Annotated in this window: 19 protein-coding genes; 6 read left to right on the top strand and 13 right to left on the bottom strand. The window is 58.5% G+C overall.

Going from position 1 to position 21,913, the window contains the following annotated elements; translation table 11 throughout:
• Positions 1–26: 26 nt before the first annotated feature.
• The 3 genes from G518_RS35015 (at position 27) to G518_RS0113050 (ending at position 3,530) form a co-directional block, all read left to right on the top strand.
• Complete coding sequence (locus tag G518_RS35015) at positions 27–1,679, top strand: acetate--CoA ligase (RefSeq protein ID WP_211231710.1); 1,653 nt, start codon at positions 27–29, stop codon at positions 1,677–1,679.
• A complete protein-coding gene (locus tag G518_RS0113055; RefSeq protein ID WP_169457942.1) occupies positions 1,669–2,433 on the top strand; it encodes a FadR/GntR family transcriptional regulator in 765 nt (254 codons plus the stop codon). The genes G518_RS35015 and G518_RS0113055 overlap by 11 nt, the downstream gene beginning before the upstream one ends.
• 278 nt (positions 2,434–2,711) lie before the next feature.
• On the top strand, positions 2,712–3,530 hold the full coding sequence (locus G518_RS0113050) for a M48 family metallopeptidase (RefSeq protein WP_028602926.1): 819 nt from the start codon (positions 2,712–2,714) through the stop codon (positions 3,528–3,530).
• A 509-nt stretch (positions 3,531–4,039) separates the two neighbouring features.
• On the opposite strand, the gene pyrF is transcribed toward G518_RS0113050, so the two are convergent.
• Complete coding sequence (gene pyrF, locus G518_RS0113040) at positions 4,040–4,879, bottom strand: orotidine-5'-phosphate decarboxylase (protein WP_028602924.1); 840 nt, start codon at positions 4,877–4,879, stop codon at positions 4,040–4,042.
• A gap of 71 nt (positions 4,880–4,950) precedes the next feature.
• On the opposite strand from pyrF, the gene G518_RS0113035 reads away from it, so the two are divergent.
• Positions 4,951–6,066 carry a phosphoserine transaminase gene (locus G518_RS0113035; protein WP_036594509.1) on the top strand — a complete coding sequence of 372 codons (1,116 nt, stop codon included), beginning with the start codon at positions 4,951–4,953 and terminating at the stop codon, positions 6,064–6,066.
• A 308-nt stretch (positions 6,067–6,374) separates the two neighbouring features.
• Positions 6,375–7,547 (top strand): 3-phosphoglycerate dehydrogenase family protein, encoded by a 1,173-nt coding sequence (locus tag G518_RS0113030; RefSeq protein ID WP_028602922.1) that lies wholly within the window; start codon positions 6,375–6,377, stop codon positions 7,545–7,547.
• Positions 7,548–7,750: 203 nt separating this feature from the next.
• Here G518_RS0113030 and G518_RS0113025 read toward each other — a convergent pair whose 3' ends face one another.
• From G518_RS0113025 to G518_RS35010, 7 genes are all read right to left on the bottom strand, one after another.
• Positions 7,751–8,704: a tripartite tricarboxylate transporter substrate binding protein gene (locus G518_RS0113025; protein ID WP_028602921.1), complete on the bottom strand. Its 954-nt coding sequence runs from the start codon at positions 8,702–8,704 to the stop codon at positions 7,751–7,753.
• Positions 8,705–8,771: 67 nt separating this feature from the next.
• Positions 8,772–9,530, bottom strand: coding sequence for an SDR family NAD(P)-dependent oxidoreductase (locus tag G518_RS0113020; protein ID WP_028602920.1), 759 nt, complete (start codon positions 9,528–9,530; stop codon positions 8,772–8,774).
• Between the two features lie 16 nt (positions 9,531–9,546).
• Positions 9,547–10,506, bottom strand: a complete 960-nt coding sequence (locus G518_RS0113015) for an acyl-CoA dehydrogenase family protein (RefSeq protein WP_028602919.1) — start codon at positions 10,504–10,506, stop codon at positions 9,547–9,549.
• Position 10,507: 1 nt separating this feature from the next.
• Positions 10,508–11,710 (bottom strand): acyl-CoA dehydrogenase family protein, encoded by a 1,203-nt coding sequence (locus G518_RS0113010; protein ID WP_036594506.1) that lies wholly within the window; start codon positions 11,708–11,710, stop codon positions 10,508–10,510.
• A gap of 9 nt (positions 11,711–11,719) precedes the next feature.
• Positions 11,720–13,861, bottom strand: coding sequence for an acetate--CoA ligase family protein (locus G518_RS0113005; protein ID WP_028602917.1), 2,142 nt, complete (start codon positions 13,859–13,861; stop codon positions 11,720–11,722).
• Positions 13,862–13,865: 4 nt separating this feature from the next.
• Positions 13,866–14,636, bottom strand: a complete 771-nt coding sequence (locus G518_RS0113000; protein ID WP_028602916.1) for an enoyl-CoA hydratase/isomerase family protein — start codon at positions 14,634–14,636, stop codon at positions 13,866–13,868.
• A gap of 171 nt (positions 14,637–14,807) precedes the next feature.
• A complete protein-coding gene (locus G518_RS35010) occupies positions 14,808–15,593 on the bottom strand; it encodes an alpha/beta fold hydrolase (protein ID WP_051236567.1) in 786 nt (261 codons plus the stop codon).
• Between the two features lie 242 nt (positions 15,594–15,835).
• Here G518_RS35010 and G518_RS35005 point away from each other — a divergent pair, with 242 nt between their 5' ends.
• Positions 15,836–16,771 carry a LysR family transcriptional regulator gene (locus G518_RS35005; protein WP_051236565.1) on the top strand — a complete coding sequence of 312 codons (936 nt, stop codon included), beginning with the start codon at positions 15,836–15,838 and terminating at the stop codon, positions 16,769–16,771.
• A 32-nt stretch (positions 16,772–16,803) separates the two neighbouring features.
• Here G518_RS35005 and G518_RS0112985 read toward each other — a convergent pair whose 3' ends face one another.
• From G518_RS0112985 to G518_RS34995, 5 genes are all read right to left on the bottom strand, one after another.
• Positions 16,804–17,649, bottom strand: a complete 846-nt coding sequence (locus G518_RS0112985) for a PA4780 family RIO1-like protein kinase (RefSeq protein WP_028602915.1) — start codon at positions 17,647–17,649, stop codon at positions 16,804–16,806.
• 400 nt (positions 17,650–18,049) lie between these two features.
• The gene (locus G518_RS0112980; RefSeq protein WP_028602914.1) at positions 18,050–18,727 is read right to left on the bottom strand and encodes an RraA family protein; all 678 of its coding nucleotides are present in this window, start codon (positions 18,725–18,727) and stop codon (positions 18,050–18,052) included.
• Between the two features lie 75 nt (positions 18,728–18,802).
• Entirely contained in the window at positions 18,803–19,687 is an 885-nt protein-coding gene (locus G518_RS35000) for an SMP-30/gluconolactonase/LRE family protein (RefSeq protein WP_051236564.1), read from the bottom strand.
• A complete protein-coding gene (locus tag G518_RS0112970) occupies positions 19,684–20,652 on the bottom strand; it encodes a hydroxymethylglutaryl-CoA lyase (protein ID WP_028602913.1) in 969 nt (322 codons plus the stop codon). The genes G518_RS35000 and G518_RS0112970 overlap by 4 nt, the downstream gene beginning before the upstream one ends.
• A gap of 15 nt (positions 20,653–20,667) precedes the next feature.
• Positions 20,668–21,909 (bottom strand): CaiB/BaiF CoA transferase family protein, encoded by a 1,242-nt coding sequence (locus G518_RS34995; RefSeq protein ID WP_051236563.1) that lies wholly within the window; start codon positions 21,907–21,909, stop codon positions 20,668–20,670.
• Positions 21,910–21,913: the final 4 nt, after the last annotated feature.

Below are 21,913 nucleotides of genomic sequence, written 5' to 3'. Positions count from 1 at the left end.
TAACGCCCCGAACACAAGGAGACCCCATGCAGATCCCAACGATGCACGACTATCGCCGCACCGTGGAACAGTTCCGTTGGGAACTGCCATCCCACTTCAACTTCGGACGCGATGTGGTCGACCATTTCGCGGCCGGCGAAGACCGACTCGCTCTGATCGCGTCACGAGACGACGGTACGGTGAGCCGTTACCGTTTCTCCGATATTGCTCGGGCTAGCGCACAGATCGCATCGGTGCTACGCCGTGGTGGTGTGGTCGCCGGTGACCGCGTGCTGGTGCAGTTACCCCGCATTGCGCAGTGGCACATGGTGATGACGGCTTGCGCCAAGCTCGGCGCTGTGCCGGTTCCTTGTGTGGAGATGCTCACTGAGAAAGATGTGGCCTACCGCATTCAGCATGCCGGTGCAGTGGCAGCCGTGACCACGCCGAACAACGTGCACAAGTACGCGACTGGTTGTGAACGCCTGCAATTACGCCTGTGCACCGAGCCTGCCCCGGGCTGGCTGTCGTTGGGTGACGAGATGGCCCGCGAGTCCACCGACTTCGCCTGCCACAACACACCCATCGAAGCGCCCGCCATCATCTACTACACCTCGGGCTCCAGCGGCATGCCCAAAGGCGTGACGCATGCCGCTCGTGGGCTTTTCGCGTGGCGCCTATCGGCGGCGTATTGGCAGGAGCTGTCACCGGGCGATGTGAACTGGTGCACCGCCGACACAGGATGGGCGAAATCCGGCACCGGTGTGCTCTACGCTCCCTGGAGCCGGGGTGCGACGGTAGTGATTCATGATGGGGCGTTTGATCCGGTGAGCCGTTTGCAGAACATGGCCAAGCTGGGCGTCACGGTGTTTTGCGCAGCTGCCACCGAGTTCCGTCATTTCCTGCAATGCGATCTGGGTGCACACAATCTTTCCCAGCTGCGCCTGTGCGTATCAGCTGGCGAGTCGGTCAACCCTGAGGTGATTCAGCGCTGGCGTGCCGGCACCGGTGTACCTTTGCTCGACGGTTACGGGCAAACGGAGACCTTGATGACCATCCTGAACTACAGCTGTCTGCCCGTAAAGCCCGGCTCGATGGGCAAGCCGATCCCTGGCACCACGTTCGACGTGCTGGACGAGCACAATAGCCCTGTGCCGATGGGCGAGGTGGGCCGCATAGCCATGAAGCTGCCAAATCCGCAGTTCATGCTTGGCTACTGGGACGACCCGATGCGCACGCAGGAGGGCATTGCAAAGGTGGACGGTGCTGACTACTGGATTACCGGCGACCTGGGCTACTGTGATAAGGATGGCTATTTTTTCTACACTGGCCGAGACGACGACATCATCAAGTCCTCCGGCTACCGGATCGGCCCCATGGAAGTGGAGAATGCGCTCATGGAACATCCCGCGGTATTGGAGACAGCAGTGATTGGCGTGCCCGACGCGGAGCGCGGCGCCATCGTCAAGGCATTCGTGGTGCTGCGAGCGGAAGAACGGGGTTCTCCTGAACTGGCGGCGGAGCTGCAGGCCTACGTCAAGCGAGTGACCGCACCCTACAAATACCCGCGTGAGATCGCTTTTTGCGAGACTCTGCCCAAAAGCGCGGCGGGTAAGGTGCTACGCCGGGTACTGCGCGACCAAGAGGCGCAACGCCACGCCGGCGACATGGAACAAAAAGGAAACAACAGTGGCCGATAGTCTGGACGGACGAAATCAGAAGCAGGGCGCAGAGCCAACTTACAAGGTGCTCTCGCAAAGCATCATCGATCAGATCCTGCGGGGCCATCTGAAGCCCGGCGACGCCCTTCCCACAGAAGCGGCGCTGTGCGAGAAGTTCGGAGTCAACCGCTCTACCGTACGCGAAGGGGTACGACTACTCGAAGAAACCGGCATGCTGCGACGGGTGAACGCCAAGCGCCTGGTGATCAGCCGGCCCAGCACCAATGAAATGGCGCAACAGTTGGAGCGCGCGATGCGCCTGCACGAGGTCACCTTCTTCGAGCTGTGGGAAACCGCCATGGTGCTTGAGCCAAAAACAGCGGCCCTGGCGGCCACCCAGCTCAATGCCCAGGATCTTGAGGCGCTGGAGCAGAACTTGGAGAAGACTGCTAAAAGTCTGGACGATCCCGAAACGCTGGCGGCGCTGGACGTCGACTTTCACACCCTGGTCGCACGCGGTGTCCACAACCGGGTGTTGCTCATGACCCGCGAGCCGATGGCCCGCATGTTCTACCCGGCCTTTGAGGCGGTCCTCTCCCGCGTCGGCGAAGCTGGGCCGCGCTTGTACAAGGCTCACCAGGCCATATACACCGCGCTGCGCGCAGGCCGGTCGGAGGAAGCCGCGCAGTGGATGGAAAAACACATCAAGGATTTCCGCGTGGGCTTTGAGCTGGCGTCTCTGGACTTCCAGAGCAATGCCATTTCGGAGCGTTCGGCGACTTGGAACGACTAGGACATGTCCTCATCAAATTGGTAGTTGCAATGTCTGCCAAACCTCGTGCCAGCTGAATCAGGGCGCAAGTCCAGCGGATGCCCCTCAGGAAGTGACAACGGTCTTGACAATCTGCGTAGCCATGGTTCTATGCAAGGGGCCACATGTCGAGAACGCGTTCCGGAGCAAAGTGAGCACAATTGCCTCCAAGCTCAATCAATTGCGGACTTGTCCGACACTTGGCCCAGGGCGCGCTTGGCACAATAGAGTCATTGTTTCGTGTCACGGGAGGATTCATCATGAGGCGTTGGACATTCGCCAGCTTGGCAGCAGCTGGACTCCTATGCATAGGCTGTGCCAGCACCACAACCGGAAGCGTGACCACGGGCGGCCAGGGCCGTTCACAGCTCTTGCTCGTGTCGCAGCAGGAAGTGATGCAGGAATCACTGAAGTACTACGACGCGCAAAACAAAGAGGCGCGTTCAGAGGGCGTGCTGGTCACCAGCGGAGCGGAATTCAATCGCGTGAACGCCGTGATGCAGCGCCTGGTGCCGCAAGTGGGGGTATTTCGTCCGGATGCGGCGAAATGGCCTTGGCAGTTGGTGCTGATCAACGAAGACACCGTCAACGCCCACGTGATGGCAGGCGGGAAGATCACTTTTTACACCGGCATTGTGCGCAAGCTGAAACTCACCGACGATGAAATCGCTGCTGTCATGGGTCATGAGATGGCTCATGCGCTGCGAGAGCACACGCGCGAGAAAATGTCGCAAAGCACCGCCAGCGATCTGGTGCTGAGCATTGGTGGGGCGCTGTTGGGTGTAGGCCAAGGTGTGACTCAGCTTGCCGGAATGGGTAAGCAAATTGCACTCGATCTGCCCTTCTCGCGCCATATGGAAAGCGAAGCTGATCTATACGGGCTCGAGCTATCCGCGCGTGCTGGCTACGATCCGCAGGCAGCCGTCACGCTTTGGCAGAAGATGGCCACCGTGGGCGGTGGTGGTGGCCCCCAATTCCTCTCCACTCATCCTTCGTCGGGTGATCGCATGGCGGCGTTGCAGGCAGCTATTCCTAGGGTGATGCCGCTGTACCAGGCTGCGCGGTCAGGGCGTCCCTAAGAGCCATCCTCAGGGGCTTGAGTCGATCTTTCCCCAGTGGGGGAAACTGGCAAGCGGAAGGCCAAGCGCAGCAATGGCCCGAATGAGGCTCCCCACCCCTCTGGCCGCGCTGAGAAGCGCAGGGTGAGGGGCGGGCAAGAGCACTGAAAGATGCCCTTGCTTCGTGATCTAGCTTGCCGCCGCTGTTTGAACGTAGAGAGCGAAGTGAACGCAGTGAGTTCGGCGGCACCGCCCCTCACACGAGCATCGCAGGCTGCCCGGAGCGCAGCGCAGGGACGCGTCCGGTGGGGCCGCCTTTCTTTGGCCTACATTTCTTGGGCCGGCCATCCGGTGGCGGGCAAAGAAACGTAGGTGCACTGCCGGGGGCAATCCCGGCCTCCGACCTTGAGAAAAGAGCAGAAGGTAGCTTTCCACTACAGCCGTTAATCCACCGCCGCTTGCCCTCACCGGTTGGCCGGCCCCGCCCAGCCCTCTCCCAGAGGGAGAGGGAGAGGAGAAAGGGAGCGCACTTAGCCGCGCGCTTCCTGCAACTGCGCCCGGGTCACCTGCGCAGCAGCACGCGCTTTCTCTGCGAAATCACGCCCGTTGCCCGCATACAAAATGGCGCGGGAGCTGTTAACGATGATGGGCCCGGTGGTTTGGCCACCCACACCCCGCAACCCCGCCCGAACCGTAGCCGCAGCATCACCGCCCTGAGCGCCAACCCCAGGAATCAACAAAGGCACCGTGGGTGCCAATTCACGCACGCGCTCAATTTCCTGAGGGTAGGTGGCACCCACCACCAACCCAAGCTGCCCGTTCAAGTTCCAGGGCCCCTGCGCCAGTTGAGCAACATGCTCATAAAGCAGCGGCTGCCCAGGAACAGACGCCAGGCGCTGGTTCTGCAAATCATCACCACCCGGATTGGACGTTCGGCACAGCAGAAATGCCCCTTTGCCAGGGTACTTGAGATAGGGCGCTACTGAGTCAAAACCCATGAAAGGCGACAGCGTGACCGCATCGGCTTCATAGCGCTCGAACGCCTCGCGAGCGTATTGCTCTGCAGTAGAGCCGATGTCTCCCCGCTTGGCATCCAGAATGATGGGCACGCGTGGCGCGACGGCCCGCATATGCGCCATCAGGCGTTCAAGCTGGGCTTCAGCGCGATGCGCGGCGAAATAGGCGATCTGCGGCTTGAATGCAATTACCAGGTCGGCCGTGGCCTCCACGATGGCAGCGCAAAAATCATAAATACCCTCGGCATCCTGGGCCATGCCCTCCGGAAACCGGGCTGGTTCGGGGTCGAGCCCCACGCACAGCATCGAGGCGTTGGCGATTTCAGCATTGCGCAGTTGGTCGAGAAAGTTCATTCACCCATTTTAAATAGGTGTTAGGGAAACCCTAGAATGTTCGATTGCTCCTTTTTGTCACAAAGCCCGAGATGCAAAAACCCCAGACCAAACCCCGGATTTCCAACTTCTCTTCGGGGCCCTGCGCCAAGCGGCCAGGCTACGACGTTGCCCAACTGGATGTGTCCAGCCTCGGGCGCTCCCACCGCTCCGCGCTTGGCAAAAAACTGCTAGGCGCCTGTTGCACCGAGACAGCCCGCATCCTGGGCTTGCCAGCCGGCTATCGCGTAGCTGTGGTGCCCGCTTCAGACACCGGCGCCGTAGAAATGGTGATGTGGTCGATGTTGGGTGCCCGCGGCGTCGACATGCTCGCATGGGAATCCTTTGGCTCCGGCTGGGTGACCGATGTCGTGAAGCAGCTCAAGCTGCCAAATGCACGCAAACTTGAAGCCGGCTATGGCGAAATCGTCGATTTCAGCCAAGTTAATTTCGACAACGACGTGGTCTTTACCTGGAACGGAACCACCAGCGGAGTCCGTGTACCCAATGGAGACTGGATTCCCGACGACCGTAAAGGCCTGACGATCTGTGACGCCACCAGCGCCGTGTTCGCCATGGACATGCCCTGGGAAAAACTGGACGTGATTACTTACTCCTGGCAGAAGGTGCTCGGCGGTGAAGGCGCCCACGGCATGCTGATTCTGGGACCTCGTGCGGTGGAGCGTCTGGAATCCTACAGCCCTCCATGGCCACTTCCCAAGATTTTCCGCATGACCAGCGGTGGGAAACTGACTGAGGGCCTGTTCAAGGGCGAGACGATCAACACGCCTTCCATGCTGTGCGTGGCCGATTACCTGGACGCGCTGAAGTGGTGCGAGAGCGTAGGCGGCGTGCAAGGCACCATCGCACGCAGTCAAGCCAACCTGAAGGTCCTTGAGAACTTCGTGGCCGCGCAGCCCTGGGTCAGCTTTCTTGCCAAGACGCCAGAAACCCGCTCTAACACCAGCGTCTGCCTGCTGCTTGATCTGCCGGAAGACAAGGTCAAGGCCTTGGTGAAACTGCTGGAGTCTGAAGGCGTAGCCTATGACATCGGTGCTTATAAAGACGCTCCTGCCGGCATCCGCATCTGGTGCGGCGCCACGGTGGAAACCAGCGATCTGGAAGCGCTGGTGCCTTGGTTAACCTGGGGTTATGAGCAGGTGAAATAACTATTGATTCGGCCTTGTGAAGTTGGAATTGCGTTCGCACTGCGAAGGGTCTAAGCCCTTCGACAAGCTCAGGGCGAACGGTTAATACATCACTAAACCGGATCAATAGGAGGCTGCCGGACTCGGGAAGCGCCGGCTGCAAATGGACCGCTGTGGCCCATCTGCAGCCCGCGACTTACGATTCCGACAGCCTCTCAGGTGACAGGGGTTACGCCCCTGTCACGGCATGGATGATGAATAACGGACCGGGTTTCTATCCGCACGCACCGCCGTGATGAATCGAGAGCACTGGTCAACGAGAGACAACGATGTTCAAGATCAAGACCTATAACGCCATCTCACCCAAAGGGCTGGTGCGCTTTAACCCTGCCGCATACGAGGTCGGCAGCTCCGTCAACCTGGCAGACGCTTACCTCTTGCGCAGCCAAAAGCTGCAGGGTGAGCCGGTTCCCGATTCCCTGCTCGCGGTGGCCCGGGCTGGTGCGGGGGTGAACAATATCCCTGTGGCTGAGTACGGACAAAAGGGCATTGTTGTATTCAACACCCCAGGCGCCAATGCCAATGCGGTCAAGGAACTGGTGTTGGCAGGCATGCTGCTGACCACGCGCGGCATTCTGCCGGGCATCGACTATGCACGCTCGCTCGGAACCATGACCGACTCCGCCGAGATGCACAAACTGCTCGAGAAAGAAAAGTCAAAGTTCGCAGGCACCGAGTTGCGTGGCAAGACCTTGGGCATCATCGGTCTGGGGGCCATTGGTTCGATGGTGGCGGATACCGCGCTCGCCCTGGGTATGAAAGTGCTGGGCTTTGACCCCGCGCTGTCGATTGATGCCGCATGGCGTCTCTCCAATGCTGTTCAGCGCATGGAGAATATGCAGTCTCTCCTGGCGCGCTCTGATTTTGTGAGCTTGCACGTGCCAGCGTTGGACAGTACCCGCCACATGATCGACGCTGCGGCGCTGGCCACAATCAAGCCAGGCGCGGTACTCTTGAACTTCGCGCGGGAAACCATCGTCGACCCTGCCGCCATTCTGGAAAGCCTGAACGCCGGTCACTTGGGCCGCTATGTGAGCGATTTTCCGGAGCCGGGGCTGTCTGCCCATGACAAAGCGATCGCCATGCCGCACATTGGTGCAAGCACGGAAGAGTCAGAAGAAAATTGCGCGGTGATGGCCGCTGATCAGCTGATGGATTTCCTGGAGCATGGGCACATCGTGAATTCGGTGAACTACCCTGCTGTCCGCATGGACCGCACGTCAGGCGCCACACGTTTGGCCATCGCCAACGAAAACGTGGCGGGGGTTCTGGGCAGCGTGCTCTCGGTGCTGGCAGATGCGCAACTGAACGTGATCGACATGATTAACCGCAGCCGGGATGCGCTGGCCTATAACCTTATCGATCTCGCCTCAGCGCCTGATGAAGCGGCGATCAAGGCCATTGGCAATGTGGCGCATGTGATTCGCCTGCGCGTGATCTAAAAGACAAAAGCACAGTGGCGGTAAAAACCGCTCGCTGTGCTCTGGCCTTGGCTGCAAAAATTTGCTGATAGCGAGATATGCTCAACCGAGAAAACCGTTCTGGTTGAGCTTGTCGAAACCTTGCGCAACGCTTCGACAGGCGCGAACGGTGGTTAACTATCAACCGCGAATAGATAGCACGCCTTCTGGCGTGGCCAACGAGATCACATCTTGATGTCGTATGTCTTGATCATGTCGCTCATGATGGGGAAGCCGTTTTCAATCAGCTTGCCGAATTCTGCGCTGGTAGCAGGATAGGCCTTGATCCCATACTCGTTAGCCAGGTAGTTCTTGTACTCATCGCTTGAAGCCACCTTATGAACGGCTTTTTCAAGCTTGGCTCTGATGTCGGCTGGGACGCCTTTTGGTGTGGCGACTCCGATTTTCCCTGTGATGGAAATATCGAAGCCCTGTTCCTTGATGGTGGGTGAATTGGGGAACCATGGCAGACGGGCATCGCTTGCGGAAGAGATGAATTTCAACTTCCCGGCCTTCACCAATGCCGCGTACTCTGATGGGCCTTGCAGGGCCACATCGACCTGCTTGCCAACCACCGCATGGATGGATTCAGCAGAGGATTTGTACGTCACCTGATCAAATTTTCCACCTGTCAGTTTCTGCAACTGCAAGAACGGGAAATTGTTAGGCGCCCCAGTGACGGCAAAGAACACGCCTTTCGGTGTCTTCGACTGCGCCACCAAGTCTTTGACGTTATTGATTGGAGAGTCTGGCGAGGCCACGATGCCGTAGACGAACTCTGCCACGCCACCGATCAGATCGAAGTCTTCCCTCTTGTAGGGCACTTTCATCAGCTGGGATGTGAACGTGGCCGTGCTGTATGAATACATCCCGATGGTGTAGCCGTCTGGTTTTGCACGAGACAAGTTACCCAGCTGCAGGGTACCGGCGGCGCCAGGTTGATTCAGAATGATCACGGACTGCTTCAGTTCGGACTCGAGCAGGTTTGCAAACTTCCTGGTGATGCCGTCTGTGGATCCACCCGCGCCATAAGGCACAGTCAGCGTCACCGAACGCTGCGGGTACTCAGACCCTTGTGCATAGGCACCGCAAGCGGCCACCAGCAAGGAGGCACACGTAAATAGTTTGTTGAGTTTCATAGTTGATCCCGATAAGAATAATGAGCTGAGTCACTTGCCCGTGGCAAGCACCCTGAAAAAAATGGGCTCAGATGTTGGTCAAAGTGATCCCGCCATCCACCAGCAGCGCCTGCGAAGTCACAAACCCAGCGTCGTCACTTGCGAGAAAGCAGATCGTGCGGGCGATGTCTTCAACCGTGCCCAAACGCCCCAGCGGTGTGCGCGCAACGCGATTGGCATCGCGCTCTGCGTTTCGGTTGCGTACCGTGCCTTCAGTCATCACGGCAGACGGGCAGACGGCGTTCACCCGAATATTGCGTGCACCCAACTCAGCCGCTGCAGCGCGCGTAATCCCCAAGATGCCAGACTTGATGGCGGAATAAACAACAGAATTGGCAGCAGAGCGCCAGGCTGCAGCAGAAGAGACGTTCACGATGGAGCCGCCACGTTCGGGGTCCATAACCTTCACAGCTTCCTGCAAACTCCATATGACAGACTTGAAGCCGATATCAATCATGCGGTCCAGGGTCTCCGGCATGATCTCTGGAATGGATTGGTAGCGCACCCAGGCAGCGTTGTTCACCAGAATGTCAAAGCGTTTTCCGTGCTCATGCGCACGGCGGATGGCCTCTTGAATGCCTTCCCGGCTTGCCACGTTAAGCGTGATGCCATGGGCCTTGCCGCCTCGCGATTCGATCTCGGCCACCACCGGGGCCACAAACTCTTCTTTCAAATCGTTCACGCAGACCACTGCACCTCTGGCCGCCATCTGCAGGGCAGTTTCACGCCCGATGCCAGCGCCACCACCTGTGATCAGGGCAACGCGTCCCGCTAGATCTTGATTCATTCCATGCTCCACTTTTTCAAACAGACTCAATGAAGTCCGCACCGACCTGCTGGGCTAACTGGCCCGAACCGAATGCGGCGTCAAACTTTCTAATTTCACGCAACGAGTAATGCAGTGGCACTTCCCAAGTGAAGCCCATGCCACCGTGCAAATGAATTGACTTTTCCAATACGAAGGCCGCACTGTTCAGTGCGTTGGTCAGTGCTGGTCTGGTATCACGCGAATCACCCTGCTCGTTCTGACGCAGCACCCGCTGAATGCTGGCGCTGCTCGCCTCTTGAAGCAACCGCATCTTGGCCAGCTGATGCCGCACCGCTTGCTTGGCCGTAAGCGGACGCCCGAACTGCACCCGGCCAGAGAGGTAAGTGGAGGTAGAGAGCAGCGCGCTTTCTGCTGCTCCATTGACCAGCCCCGCAATGAGGATGTCGCCTTCACGCTGAAGTTCAGAGAAGGCTTCAGCATCCAACTCAGCCACTATCTTCGCGCCTTCAAGGTGTATCCATGACTGGGGGAAGTCAGGGTCGAGCGCAGCGTCCAACGTCAAACGGACAGACTTGATATCCACCAGGGCTGCCTCCCCATTGCCTTTGGCCACAAGCACCCAATCAGCCAGCTCGGCATGGCGAGCGTGACCTGCCACGCCCGCGGATAAGCTGCCCTGAAGTGCCCAGGTTGCCGCGCGCTCTCCACTGCACAACTGCGCAGCCAGGGGAGAACTTCCCAAGGCTTTGGCAATGACCATGGTTTCCAGCAAGGGCCATTGCAACTGCAGCTTGCCGGCTTCCGCAATGATGGGCAAGGCGTACTCCACACCGAGGCCCAGGCCCCCCACTTCTTCCGCAGCACCCACGCCGCATAGCCCACCGCCTGCCAGGACTTCACCAGCCTCGCGCGCAGGTCGTGTTTGTGCTTCGGCGATCACCGCGGCAGCGGCCTGGCCAAACTCTTCAGGTCTGAGATCTTGATCAGTAGTCATCTCAAAGGTCCTTAGGCAATTCCATGATGCGCTGGGCAATGATGTCGAGTTGCACCTCCGTGACGCCGGCGTAGATGGTCTCTGCGCGGGCAAAGAGATACGCTGTCGTGAAGTGGTCTCGTGCACGTCTGGCCAAGGGGCTGGACAGCGGGTTCACATGCGAAACCAAGGCCAATGCAAGGCCCATGAAGGCTTGATGGCATTCAGACCAATAGAGTTTGGTTAATGAGCCTTGAGCGCCTATTTTTTCACCTGACACCATTTTTTCAACGGTGCGCTCCACCAGGCCCTTGTGCGCATCAATCTCACCAACCAGGTCACCTATCCGCCGTTGGTAGTAACCATCTTGAAGAAGCTTCGCGAGCTTGGGGTCAGACTTGCATGCGGCCACAAGTTGCCTCAGCTCACACTCGAAGCGCCAGGGTCGGTACATGCGGTTGGTCGCCCGCTCGATGGAAAGCACGCGAATGGCTGCATTCCAGCCTTCATCAGGTGCGCCCAAGCGTGCGGAATCAGGAACCACCACGTTGTCAAAGAAGACCTCTGCGAACGATTCCTTTCCATCAATCGATTTGATGGGAACCACTCGAATCCCGGGTGTGTTCATTGGCACGGCAAACATCAGCAATCCGCGGTGCTTGTCTGCCACGGTGCCGGTGCGGGTCAACAGAAGGCAGTAGTGCGCCTTGGCTGCTCCGCTGGTCCAGATTTTCTGGCCATTGATGCGCCAGTGATCTCCCTCCTGCGTCGCCTTGGTACGAAGACGCACAAGATCTGAACCAGCATCTGGCTCGGAAAAGCCTTGGCACCAGAAATCACCCATAGAAAGGATGCGTGGCAAGAACTGCTGCTTTTGCGCTTCTGTACCCACGGTCTGGATGATGGGTCCGGCCAGCTCTTTGCCGATGGAGCTCACGCTCTCAGGCATGGCCAAGGCGCCAACTTCCTTGTTCACCACCAGATGCTCACGCAACGTGAGGCCCAAGCCGCCGTAGGCCTTAGGCCATGTCATTCCGGCCAGACCGGCGCTATACATGGACGCTTCCCACGTACGGCATTCCTCCAGCGTGGGCGAGCGGTAGTCCAGTGTGTCCCAGCGCATGTGCGCTGGCAAGTTGCTGGCCAACCAGTTGCGGGCATACCGCCGATAGGCCGGAGGGCCGGCAGAGATGGCCTCCAGGGCCTGTGTTTGTTCGGTTTGCATATGCGTTGATCAACCTGCTGAGGCTGAGCGTGAAAGCGGAATCATCAAAGCGTCAAGAACCTCGACACCCTCACCGAGCGGCTTGACCAGAACGGGGTTCATATCAATCTCGCCCACGTTGCCCGCGTATTTGCACGCGAACTCGGAAAGCAAGGCCACAGTTCTCGCCGCGGCGGCGACATCAGCCTTAGGTTGCCCGCGCGCGCCATCAAGCAGCGGGAACATCTTCAGGGCTTGGAGCATGCGAAGGGCTTCGGCTTCGGATACCGGTGCCACCTGCACCGAAACATCCTTGAGAATTTCTGCGTAGACGCCGCCAATCCCCACCATGACCACAGGACCAAACACCGGATCGCGCGACACACCTGCGATCAACTCGACACCGCCTTGAGCCATGGGAGCCACCAGCACGCCGTCAACGCGCGCATTGGGCGCACGCTCGCGGACCTTGGTCATGATGCGTGTATACGCTTGGCGCACATCTTCGTCGCTTCGCAGGTTCAGAGCCACGCCTCCGATCTCGGTCTTGTGCGGAATATCTTCGGATGCAATTTTCAGCACGACCGGATAGCCAGTCGTTCGCGCGCAGGCCACAGCAGCTTCTTCGGAGGACACAATGTCTTCGCGCGGAACAGAGATTCCGAACTCACGCAAGGCCTTTTTCGCGTGAAACTCATTGCGAAAAGCCAGCTCATCGATGTTCTCTACAGCGCCGCTGTATGCCGGAGCAATTGAGATACGGTTCAACTGACCGAGCTTGAAGAGTCCCGCCATTCCGGCTGCCGCAGCCGGAATGCTTGGAAACACGGGGATGCCGAGCGCATTGATCTGAGCAACAGCTTCGCGCGGCCCTTGACTGATCATGACCATGAGTCGATCCGGATGGCTGGCGCGAATCTTGGTCAGAGCCTCGAGGTAGACATCCTTCAAGCGAGGGTTGTAGAGCGAGAGTGCGAGGAGCAGCACCAAGGTGCTGCCGGACTCATCGTTTTGCAACGCCGTCAACATCTTCAAGAGAATGTCAGGCCGCGCAGACATTTGCGCAGAAGCATCGACTGGATTGTTGGTGCCTGCCGTTGGCACCGCTTCGCGTATCTGGGCTTTGGTGGACTCTGCCAACTGCGGCAGCGTCATGCCTGCTTGCACCATGGAATCCGCCATCATGATGCCGAAGCCGCCGGATGCGGCGACCAGTGTCACTGCATCAGTTGTGGGCAGGCGCTGCGAACCCAATAGCGCCGCCGCATGTCCGAGATCGAGCAGTTCCTCAAACGAGTGCACGCGCAGTACGCCATAGCGCCGGAAGACGGCGTCAAACACCGCGTCAGACCCCATCATGGCGCCTGTGTGCGAAGCCGCAGCAGCCTGGCCCTGCTCCGTGGAGCCAATCTTGAGAGCAATCACGGGCTTGTTGGCCTTGCGCGCCATGTCCAACGCGGAGATCAAGCGCTCGGCATGCCGGCAGGTTTCCATGCAGCAGAGGATGATGTGCGTGTTCGGGTCTTGCGCGAGAGCTGCAATGCCGTCTGAAACATCAACGTCTGCTTCATTGCCGGTAGCGATGAAGCGACTCACCCCAAGGCCACGGTCGGCCATGTTGCGCATGGTGAAGCTGCCGATATTGCCCGATTGAGAAACGATGCCCACCTTGCCGGCAGGAGGCAAGCTTTGCTCCAGTGCAATCGAGAATGTTCCAATCAGCTTAGATTCAATATTGATAGCACCCAGGCAGTTTGGGCCCAGAAGGCGCATACCCTTGCTGCGTGCCACCCGAACCAACTCCTCCTGCAAGGCAACCCCTTCGGGGCCAGACTCGCCGAAGCCTGAAGACAACACAATCACGCCGCGTACGCCGCGGTTCGCACAGTCTGTCACGGCCTGTAGCGAGGCCTGCGCGGGAACCGCCAGTATGGCCAGCTCAGGCGCTTTCGGTGTATCGAGAATGGAAGGGTAGGCCTGGAGGCCCTGGATGATTCCACCCTTTGGATTGATGGGATAGATCGCGCCCGCGTAACCGTACTTGAGCAAAAGCTGTACCGGCCGGCCGCCAATCTTGGTGGGATCGTCGGATGCACCGATGATCGCAACACTGTCAGCAGAGAAAAAGGCATCTAACCCCTCGCCGGGGACGATGTGGTCGAGAGCGCTCATGTGATCAACGGCCCTTGAAAACGGGGGCGCGTTTTTCCAGGAATGCCATGCGCGCTTCCCGCGCATCCTCGGTCCTCGAGAGCGCCACAGTGAATTCCTGCTCAAAGCGGTACGCATCCCGCTGGGGCATCAAATCCACCATATTGGCGGCACGCTTGGCGTAGATCGTGGCCAGCGGTGCTTTTGAAGCGATCTCGCGTGCCAGCGCCATCGTGACTGGGAGCAGGTCTTTCTCAGCCACCACATCTTCAATGACGTTGCGCTTCAAAAGCTCTTGTGCCGTCAGTCGCTGTCCGGTGAAAAACATTCTGCGGAGAGTCGAACGTCCAAAGAGTGTCTTGAGCATGGAGGCCCCGCCTGCCAAGCCCACGTTGATCTCAGGCATTCCCACCGTAACGTTCTCAGAGGCGTAAAGAATGTCGCAGGCTGCAGCCAAACCTAGCCCGGCGCCCAATGCGGTACCGTTAATAGCGGCGATCACCGGCTTGGAGCACTCACGAATCGAATTGCCTGTCTCGCGTGTGATGCGGTTGTGGTCGAGAAAATCACCTGCGACCTCGCTGTCAGGCCTGTCCTTCAAATCAGCACCAGCGCAGAACACGTTGCCGGTAGCCGTCAATACTGCACAGCGAATGTCGTCGCGGTCAGAGATGGCATCGAAGGTGGCCACCAATTGGCGGCGCATCTCACGGTTCAATGCGTTGACGGGCTTGCGGTCCATGGTGACCAATGCAACGCCGTCGGTGACTTCGAGATGGACAAATTTTTCACTCATGATTTCAACTCCAATGGATGTGCTTCGTTAAGTTAAAGAGCCGGCCAAGGCCTCATACCCAGTTGCGCTTCCTCCATAAACACCGTTCGGTTTATGTTTTTGAAAGCAAATCGGTATGGACGCCTTGATCAACCCCGGAAAAATCCAAGTTCTATTCAGTGGGCCTGGAGGTCAAACGGAGTCGAGAAATCCGTTCAATGCATTGGCCACCGGCCCGGGCGCCTGGACATGCATGAAATGCCCAGCATCCAGTTCCAGATACCTGGCCCCCGAAATTTTTGACGCCACTTCCTTCGACAAAGCGACGGGCCGCAAAGGGTCATGGCGCCCGGCCACCACCAACACAGGGCAAACTACCTGATCGAATGCTGCGCGGATATCAAGGTCGGCGAGCATCCGGTATTGATAGGCAAAGCTGGTCGGATCGTTGGCCAGCCAACGGGCCCGAAACTCTTGGAAGACCGCTTGGTCATCTACAAGCTCAGCGGCATAGCTCGTCGCCAGGGAGGCGTCCACCATGGTGCGCAAACCATTGCGCTCCATCCGATCACCGACATCCAGAAGACTCAGCCGCCGCGCCACAGCCACCTCGGTCACCGGACTCATGGCAACGATCGCCGACACACGCTGAGGATGGCGGGCAGCGCACGTCAAAGCGACCGCGCTTCCAGTAGCGCACCCTGCAAGCGCAATGGGTTGGGTCATCCCCAGCATATCGAGCAGATGCACCAAATCATCCGCCAGCTCGTCCATGGTGGGCACATCACGCAACTTCTCGGACATACCGGAGCCGCGCGTGTCATAACGAAGTACCGGACGCGTGATCTCCGGCCGTGTGAGCAAACGATCCCAGCTGTTGAGGCTGCCGCCCATTTCATGAATGAACACCACTGGATCGCCAGACCCCTCCCGAAACTCGTATCGGATAGTCGTGCCGGCTACATCTGCCCACTTCATTTTTTTGTCTCCTGGTTCAGCGGATCGGAGCGGCTTCAGCGATCTAAGCAGTGCCCATGCAATAGACGCGCGCCACACCCCAAACAGCCCGACTTCTTCATCATTTGAAAGCTGCGTGGATTGGACATAGGCCCTATCGCCCGTTCCACGCTCTGGCCTTTCGTGAAGTTTATGGAGTGAGTGCGCGTCAATCCATAGTCGCGATCAACTATCGGATATTCGATCCCTCTATAGTTCGGGGGATGGACTTTAGCCAACTGAAGCATTTCGTTTGCATTGCACAGCTTGGAGGTTTTAGCAAAGCTGAGAGGGCGCTTGACATCTCTCAGCCCTCGCTGAGTCGGCAGATTCGCCTCCTGGAGGAGGATCTCAACACCAAGCTGTTTCTCCGCACGGGTCGCGGAGTTGCCCTCACGCCCACCGGGGAGGCGTTCTTGCCGCATGCACAGGCCATTCTTGAAGCCATTGCGAGCGGAAGGGAAGCGCTCCGAAGCGCGAGCTCCGATCTCACTGGGAAGATCTCCGTCGGGCTCGTTCCTCGCCTGGCACGGGTTCTGACCCCTCCTTTGGTCAAAGCGTTTCGGACTCGGTTTCCCAACGCAACGATCTCCATCATCGAGAACAAAACCCCGATGTTGGTCACCGCGCTCAACCAGGGGCACGTGGAAGTGGCCGTGCTATTCAATCTGGAGGAGCTCGACGATCTGGTGGTCGAACCCCTGACGGAGGAGCACTATGTGCTCATAGGATTGCGCGCGGGCGGCCAGGAACTCCCTCCGGCCATTCCATTCGAGGAGCTAGCGCGCTTTCCTCTGATTCTTCCGTCGCTCTCCAATTCCATTAGAGCGAACCTGGAATTGACCAGGCGCCGTACCAATACGCCATTGAACGTTGTGGTGGAGGCAGACACCATGCTGGCCGTGTTTGATCTGATCCGGCTGGGAATTGGCTACAGCGTTGTAGGCCATGGAGAAGCCAAGCTGGCGCAATCCAGCAAGGAATTCACCAGCGCGCGCATTGCAGGCATGGGCTCGCGCAACATCAGCTATTTGGCGCGATCACGGCGCCTGCCCTCCACTTACTTGGGCGAAGCCGTGGCTGAGCTCATTCGGGAGTTGAACCTTGCCGCACTGATTGGTGCCGATCCTGTGCAACCGGACAATGGAAGCCACGGCTAAGCACGTGTTCGCGATCTTTTCGGGCGCGCTGACTACCGAGCCCCCATCCGTACCAGCCGCGCCGCCTCTTCCGCCCGCGCATCGTCCACCTCGCGCAGCACGGACCCCACATCCACGGATCTTTTGGAGCGCTCAAACCGGCCGGTCAGCACCGACTCCACCGACAGCATGCCGCTGTGATAAAGGCTCCAGATTTCTTCGCCATAGCGTGTTCTCAGAAGCGCAGGGGCAAACTGGCCGAAGAAATTCTTGAGGTTGTCCACGTCGCGAAGCAGCATGCGCTGGGCGTGGTTATTGCCTGCGGCATCAATGGCCTGGGGCAGGTCAATTACGACGGGGCCGTCGGCGGCGAGCAGGATGTTGAACTCGGATAAATCGCCATGCACCACACCGGCACACAGCATGCGCACCACCTCCTTGATCAGCGTGGCGTGGTGGCGCAGCGCCTCGTCAGGGGTGAACACCACATCATTCAGGCGCGGCGCGGCGTCGCCATCCGCGTCCGTTACCAACTCCATCAGCAAAACACCGTCGCAGAAGTTGTAGGGCGTGGGCACCCGCACACCTGCCGCGGCCAGCCGGTAGAGCGCGTCAACCTCGGCGCTTTGCCAGGCTGCTTCCTGCTCCTGGCGACCAAACTTGCTGCCTTTGGCCATGGCGCGGGCCGATCGTGAATTCTTGACTTTGCGGTTTTCGGTGTAGTCCACGGCCTGGCGAAAGCTGCGATGGGTCGCTTCCTTGTAGATCTTGGCGCAGATGGTGTCGTCCCCCAGGCGCACGACATAGACCATGGCCTCCTTGCCGCTCATCAGTTGGCGCACCACGGTGTCGATCAGGCCTTCTTCGACCAGAGGTTGCAGTCTTGGTGGTGTTTTCATGGGGGGTATTTTGCGCTACAGGCTGAGGGCGATGAAGCGGCTAACTCCCTATGAACTCCTAACCTCATGATCGTGGCTCTAAAAACCTGGTCAAGGTCTTTAGTATGTTGCGATGGAAGCAAGGCTCATACAGGTGACTCACTCGATGTGGAAGTTCCTGCAAGCCATCAACCCCTTCCTTTAGCTGTTTCGTAGACGTCACTCGGTTACGAGAGACTCCCGATCCTTTAAAGATCGAATACTGAGAACTACATCGCTGAGCGTCGCTTATGAACGTAAGTTTCAACCCAAAATTCTGACGCCTAGGGTCCACCTCCTCACAGGCTCCACTCAGAGCCGCCAATCCATCCGTCTCTCGCGGCTTCTGCGCATTCCGTGCTCCTTGCGTACAGAAAATGCTTCAGTCTTCGAAAAAGCACCCCAGCTTCTCCAGCTTTGCGCGATAGCTGGCTGCATTATTGTCGGTGATGCCAATCGCAGCGAAAGTGTCGGTTTCGTGCTTGAACTTGGCTGCTGCTTTTGAATGCACGCTTGCCACTTCGGCCTGAGGAACACACACCAGCCCATCTTCGTCTCCAACGATCAAATCGCCCGGCATGACGACCATGCCACCTAGCGAGACCGGAACATTGATTTCGCCGGGGCCATTCTTGTAAGGCCCACGATGGGTCACTCCTACGGCATAGACCGGAAAGTCGTGTTGTCTGATCCACCCCATGTCGCGGATAGCGCCGTTGATGATGATGCCGGCGAATTTCTTGGCAATGCAATACGCCAGCATGCGCTCGCCGATGATGGCATTGGTAACCGCACCGTCCGCGTCAACCACGATCACGTCGCCTTCCACACCCATATTCAGCGCCATGTGTGTCATCAGGTTATCCCCCGGACAGGTCTTGACGGTAAGCGCAGGGCCACAGACGACGCCGCCGGAGTGCATCGGTCGAAGTGTTGAGCCTGCTCCCGACAGCCGTGACATCGAATCGCTGATATTGGCCACAGGAATGCCCTTGAATTTTTCAACCCATTTGAGGTCGACCGCGCTACGGCGCTTGAGGACCTGAAAGCCTGCTTGCATAACGAGTTCTTTCGGATAGAAAAGTGTGTGATGAAAGTTATAGTCGTGGTGGCGAATACGCGAGGCACCAACTCGTCAGGCAGGAAGTGGTGGGACACTCACCGCCGCTTGCTGCCAAGCGCTTGGAAGCCCTGGGAAACGGGTCCGTACGGTGTAGAGCGTGTCGTGCGCGCAGACGAACATGGTCTTCATATCCTCTCCACCAAAGGCCATATTGACCGCCGGCTTTGCAAATCCGAGTGTTGCCAGGTGTGTACCATCCGGCGCAAAAACCCAGATACCCCCTGCCCCGGTGCAGTACACATTGCCAGCAATGTCCACTTTGATGCCATCGGGGACGCCCGCGCTCGAACCGCCGCTCATGTCGGCAAAGATGCGTCGACCCACGACCGCGCCGGAGGCGTCGAGGTCAATGGCATGAATGTATTGCTGGAAGCGCGTGTTGGCGACATAAAGCCGTCTCTCGTCTGGAGAGAACGCCAGGCCGTTCGGGTATTCGCAATAGGCCACCAACTCCACGCTACCCTCAGGCCGAATTCGCCAGACTGCCGCGTCCAAGTCTCGTGCTTCCATCGGCACGCGCTGGCCCGGGTCAGTGAAGTAGAGCGTTCCATCACGCGCGCAAATGACGTCATTGGGTCGATTCAAGCGCTTGCCGTCGAGTTGATCGAGCACCACACTTTCCGTATCAGTTGCAGGGTCCCAGCGAGTCAATCGACGCGTGTCGCCCTCACACTGGACCAGTTTTCCGGTCAAATCAAAAGTGAGGCCGTTGCCGTTTTTCGTCCGCCGGACAAACGATGGAGCATCGCCAGGAACCACTCGATGCAGTTCGTCGCGACGGACATCGGCGAAATAGAAGAAACCCTGGGGATCCCAAAGCGGGCCTTCCGCGAAGGCGAACCCGTCAGCCACCAGGGTGATGCTCTCCACGTCAAAGATGGATCTGTCGTCATTCATACGCTGACCTGATTCAAGACACGCATTCTTGAGAGGCTGCCTCCGCGCATGACAGAGCCCGGTAGAGGATGCCCAACAATGCGCTCCGCCAAGCGAGCTGCGTCAATCAGGGCGTCCAGATCCAGCCCCGTGGAAATCCCCATTTCTTCGCACATAAACGCGAAATCTTCAGTGCAGAGATTGCCCGACGCACCCTTATGGGCAGCAAAGGGACATCCACCTAGACCACCAATGGACGTGTCGAATTCCGTCACGCCCATTTCAAGGCCGGCTAGCGCGTTGGCAACCGCCATTCCGCGTGTGTTGTGAAGGTGCAGCGAGATGTCTACATCAGGGTAGGTCTCCCGCAACGCATGAAGGGCGTGACGAATCTTGTTCGGCGTAGCCCAGGCCATGGTGTCTGAGAGGCCTAGCGATTCGATCTTCACATCGAACTCCTGCGCCAACTCAAAAACGTCCCGGGCTGTGTCCAGCAATGCAGGAATGCCGATGTCTCCCTGGAAGTTGCATCCAAATGCCGCGCTAATGTTGCCTACATTGGCAGGAGCAATGCCGCGCTCCTGCATCAGCCGCACCATGGCGCGTTTGCTCTCCTTCTGTTTCTCCACGCTGGCGTTGGCATTGCGAGCCAGGAACGCCGGCGAGGCACTCAATCCAAAGCTTGCTCGCGGCGAAAGCCTCCCAGTAGCAAGCGCACGCTCGAGCCCGCGTTCGTTCATGAAGAGCGCGGTGTATTCGACATCGGCTCGCATGCTGATGCCGGCGACGACAGCTTCAGCGTCAGCCATGCTGGGTACGCGCTTTGGGTGCACAAACGACGCGACCTGAATGGACTTCAGTCCGGTCTGCGATAGCGCGTCGATCAGTTCAATCTTGTCCTGCGAAGGGATGTCTGCTCTCTCGATCTGAAACCCTTCGCGCGGGCCATCTTCATTGATGCGCACACTGTTTGGGTAGTCCGCCATGGCTTGCCTCTCGTTTTACTGGTAGGAAAAATCAGTTGCCGGCACAGCCTCCACCTTGCCAGTGTGAATGACTCGAGCCTCTTCAAGTGCCTTACGCTCGTCTGGCGACATGGCAATCCAGCTGGTGACTTCTTCGTTGTGCTCACCAATGCGTGGCGCGGGACGGAAGAATTGCGCCGGCGTTCCGCTGAGTTTGTTGACAAACCCATACATAGGCACCATTCCCATGTCTTCATCAGGCAGCTCGACCACCGTTTCGGCCTCCTGGAAGTGGGGATCATCCAGAATTTGCCCAATGTCAAACACCGGAGCAACCGTCACTTCCTTCGCGTCGAAATACGCCACCACTTCGTCTTGCGTCATGTCCGCCATGAAGTCCTGAATCCACCCGCGAATCTCTTCCCCATGGTTGGCGCGTCCTGCCACACCGCGGTACTCTGCAATGAGGTTGTATTCGCCCTTTCCGATCGCCTCCAGCATGCGCTGAGGCATGGGCTCCATGGACGCGGTGTAGGTCACATACTTGCCATCGCCCGTCTGATAGAGATTGCTGTTGCTGTTTCGCGGCCGTTTTTTTCCGGTAGCACGGTAATTGGCCGCCTGAGCGCCCAGCGCCACGAACAGAGGGTTGAACAACGATTGGTCAATGACCTGTCCCCTGCCGCCATTGATTTCCACTTCGCGCAGCGCTGCCAGGGTGGCAATAGCCCCGCAGTAACCCGCGCAGGTATCGGCGAGTGGCCCTGGAGGGAGCACAGGCCCCCTGTCCGAGAATCCGGTGGCATCAGCCAGACCGCACATGCCTTCAATCAGCGTACCGAATCCAGGACGATGGCGATATGGGCCTGTCTGTCCGAAACCGCTGATACGCGCTATGACGAGTTTCGGATTCAACTCGTGAAGCACGTCAGGACCAATCCCCATTTTTTCCAGAGTCCCGGGTCTGAAGTTCTCCACCACAACTTGCACGTCGCGAACCAGGCGCTTGAAAAGCTCAAGCCCGGCCGGCTGACGCATGTCGATGCCCAGGCTTTTCTTGTTGCGAGCTAGCGACTTCCAATCAGTGGCAACCCCCCCTTTGATCCACGCACGGAGGTTGTCGCCCGAAGGCGATTCAATCTTCACCACCTCGGCCCCCAGGTCGGCCAACACCAATGTCAGGGTGTTTCCTGAGACCAGCCGACTCAGGTCGAGTACCCGTACCCCCTTCAGGGCACCAGTGGCTTCAGGCTGGAATTTTTTTTGATGGATAGCCATAGCT

It is taken from the genome of Ottowia thiooxydans DSM 14619 (assembly GCF_000422885.1).
Classification (GTDB): Bacteria; Pseudomonadota; Gammaproteobacteria; order Burkholderiales; family Burkholderiaceae_C; genus Ottowia; species Ottowia thiooxydans.
The sequence above is the reverse complement of the archived record's forward strand: the minus strand, read 5'-3'. Positions and strand labels throughout refer to the sequence as shown.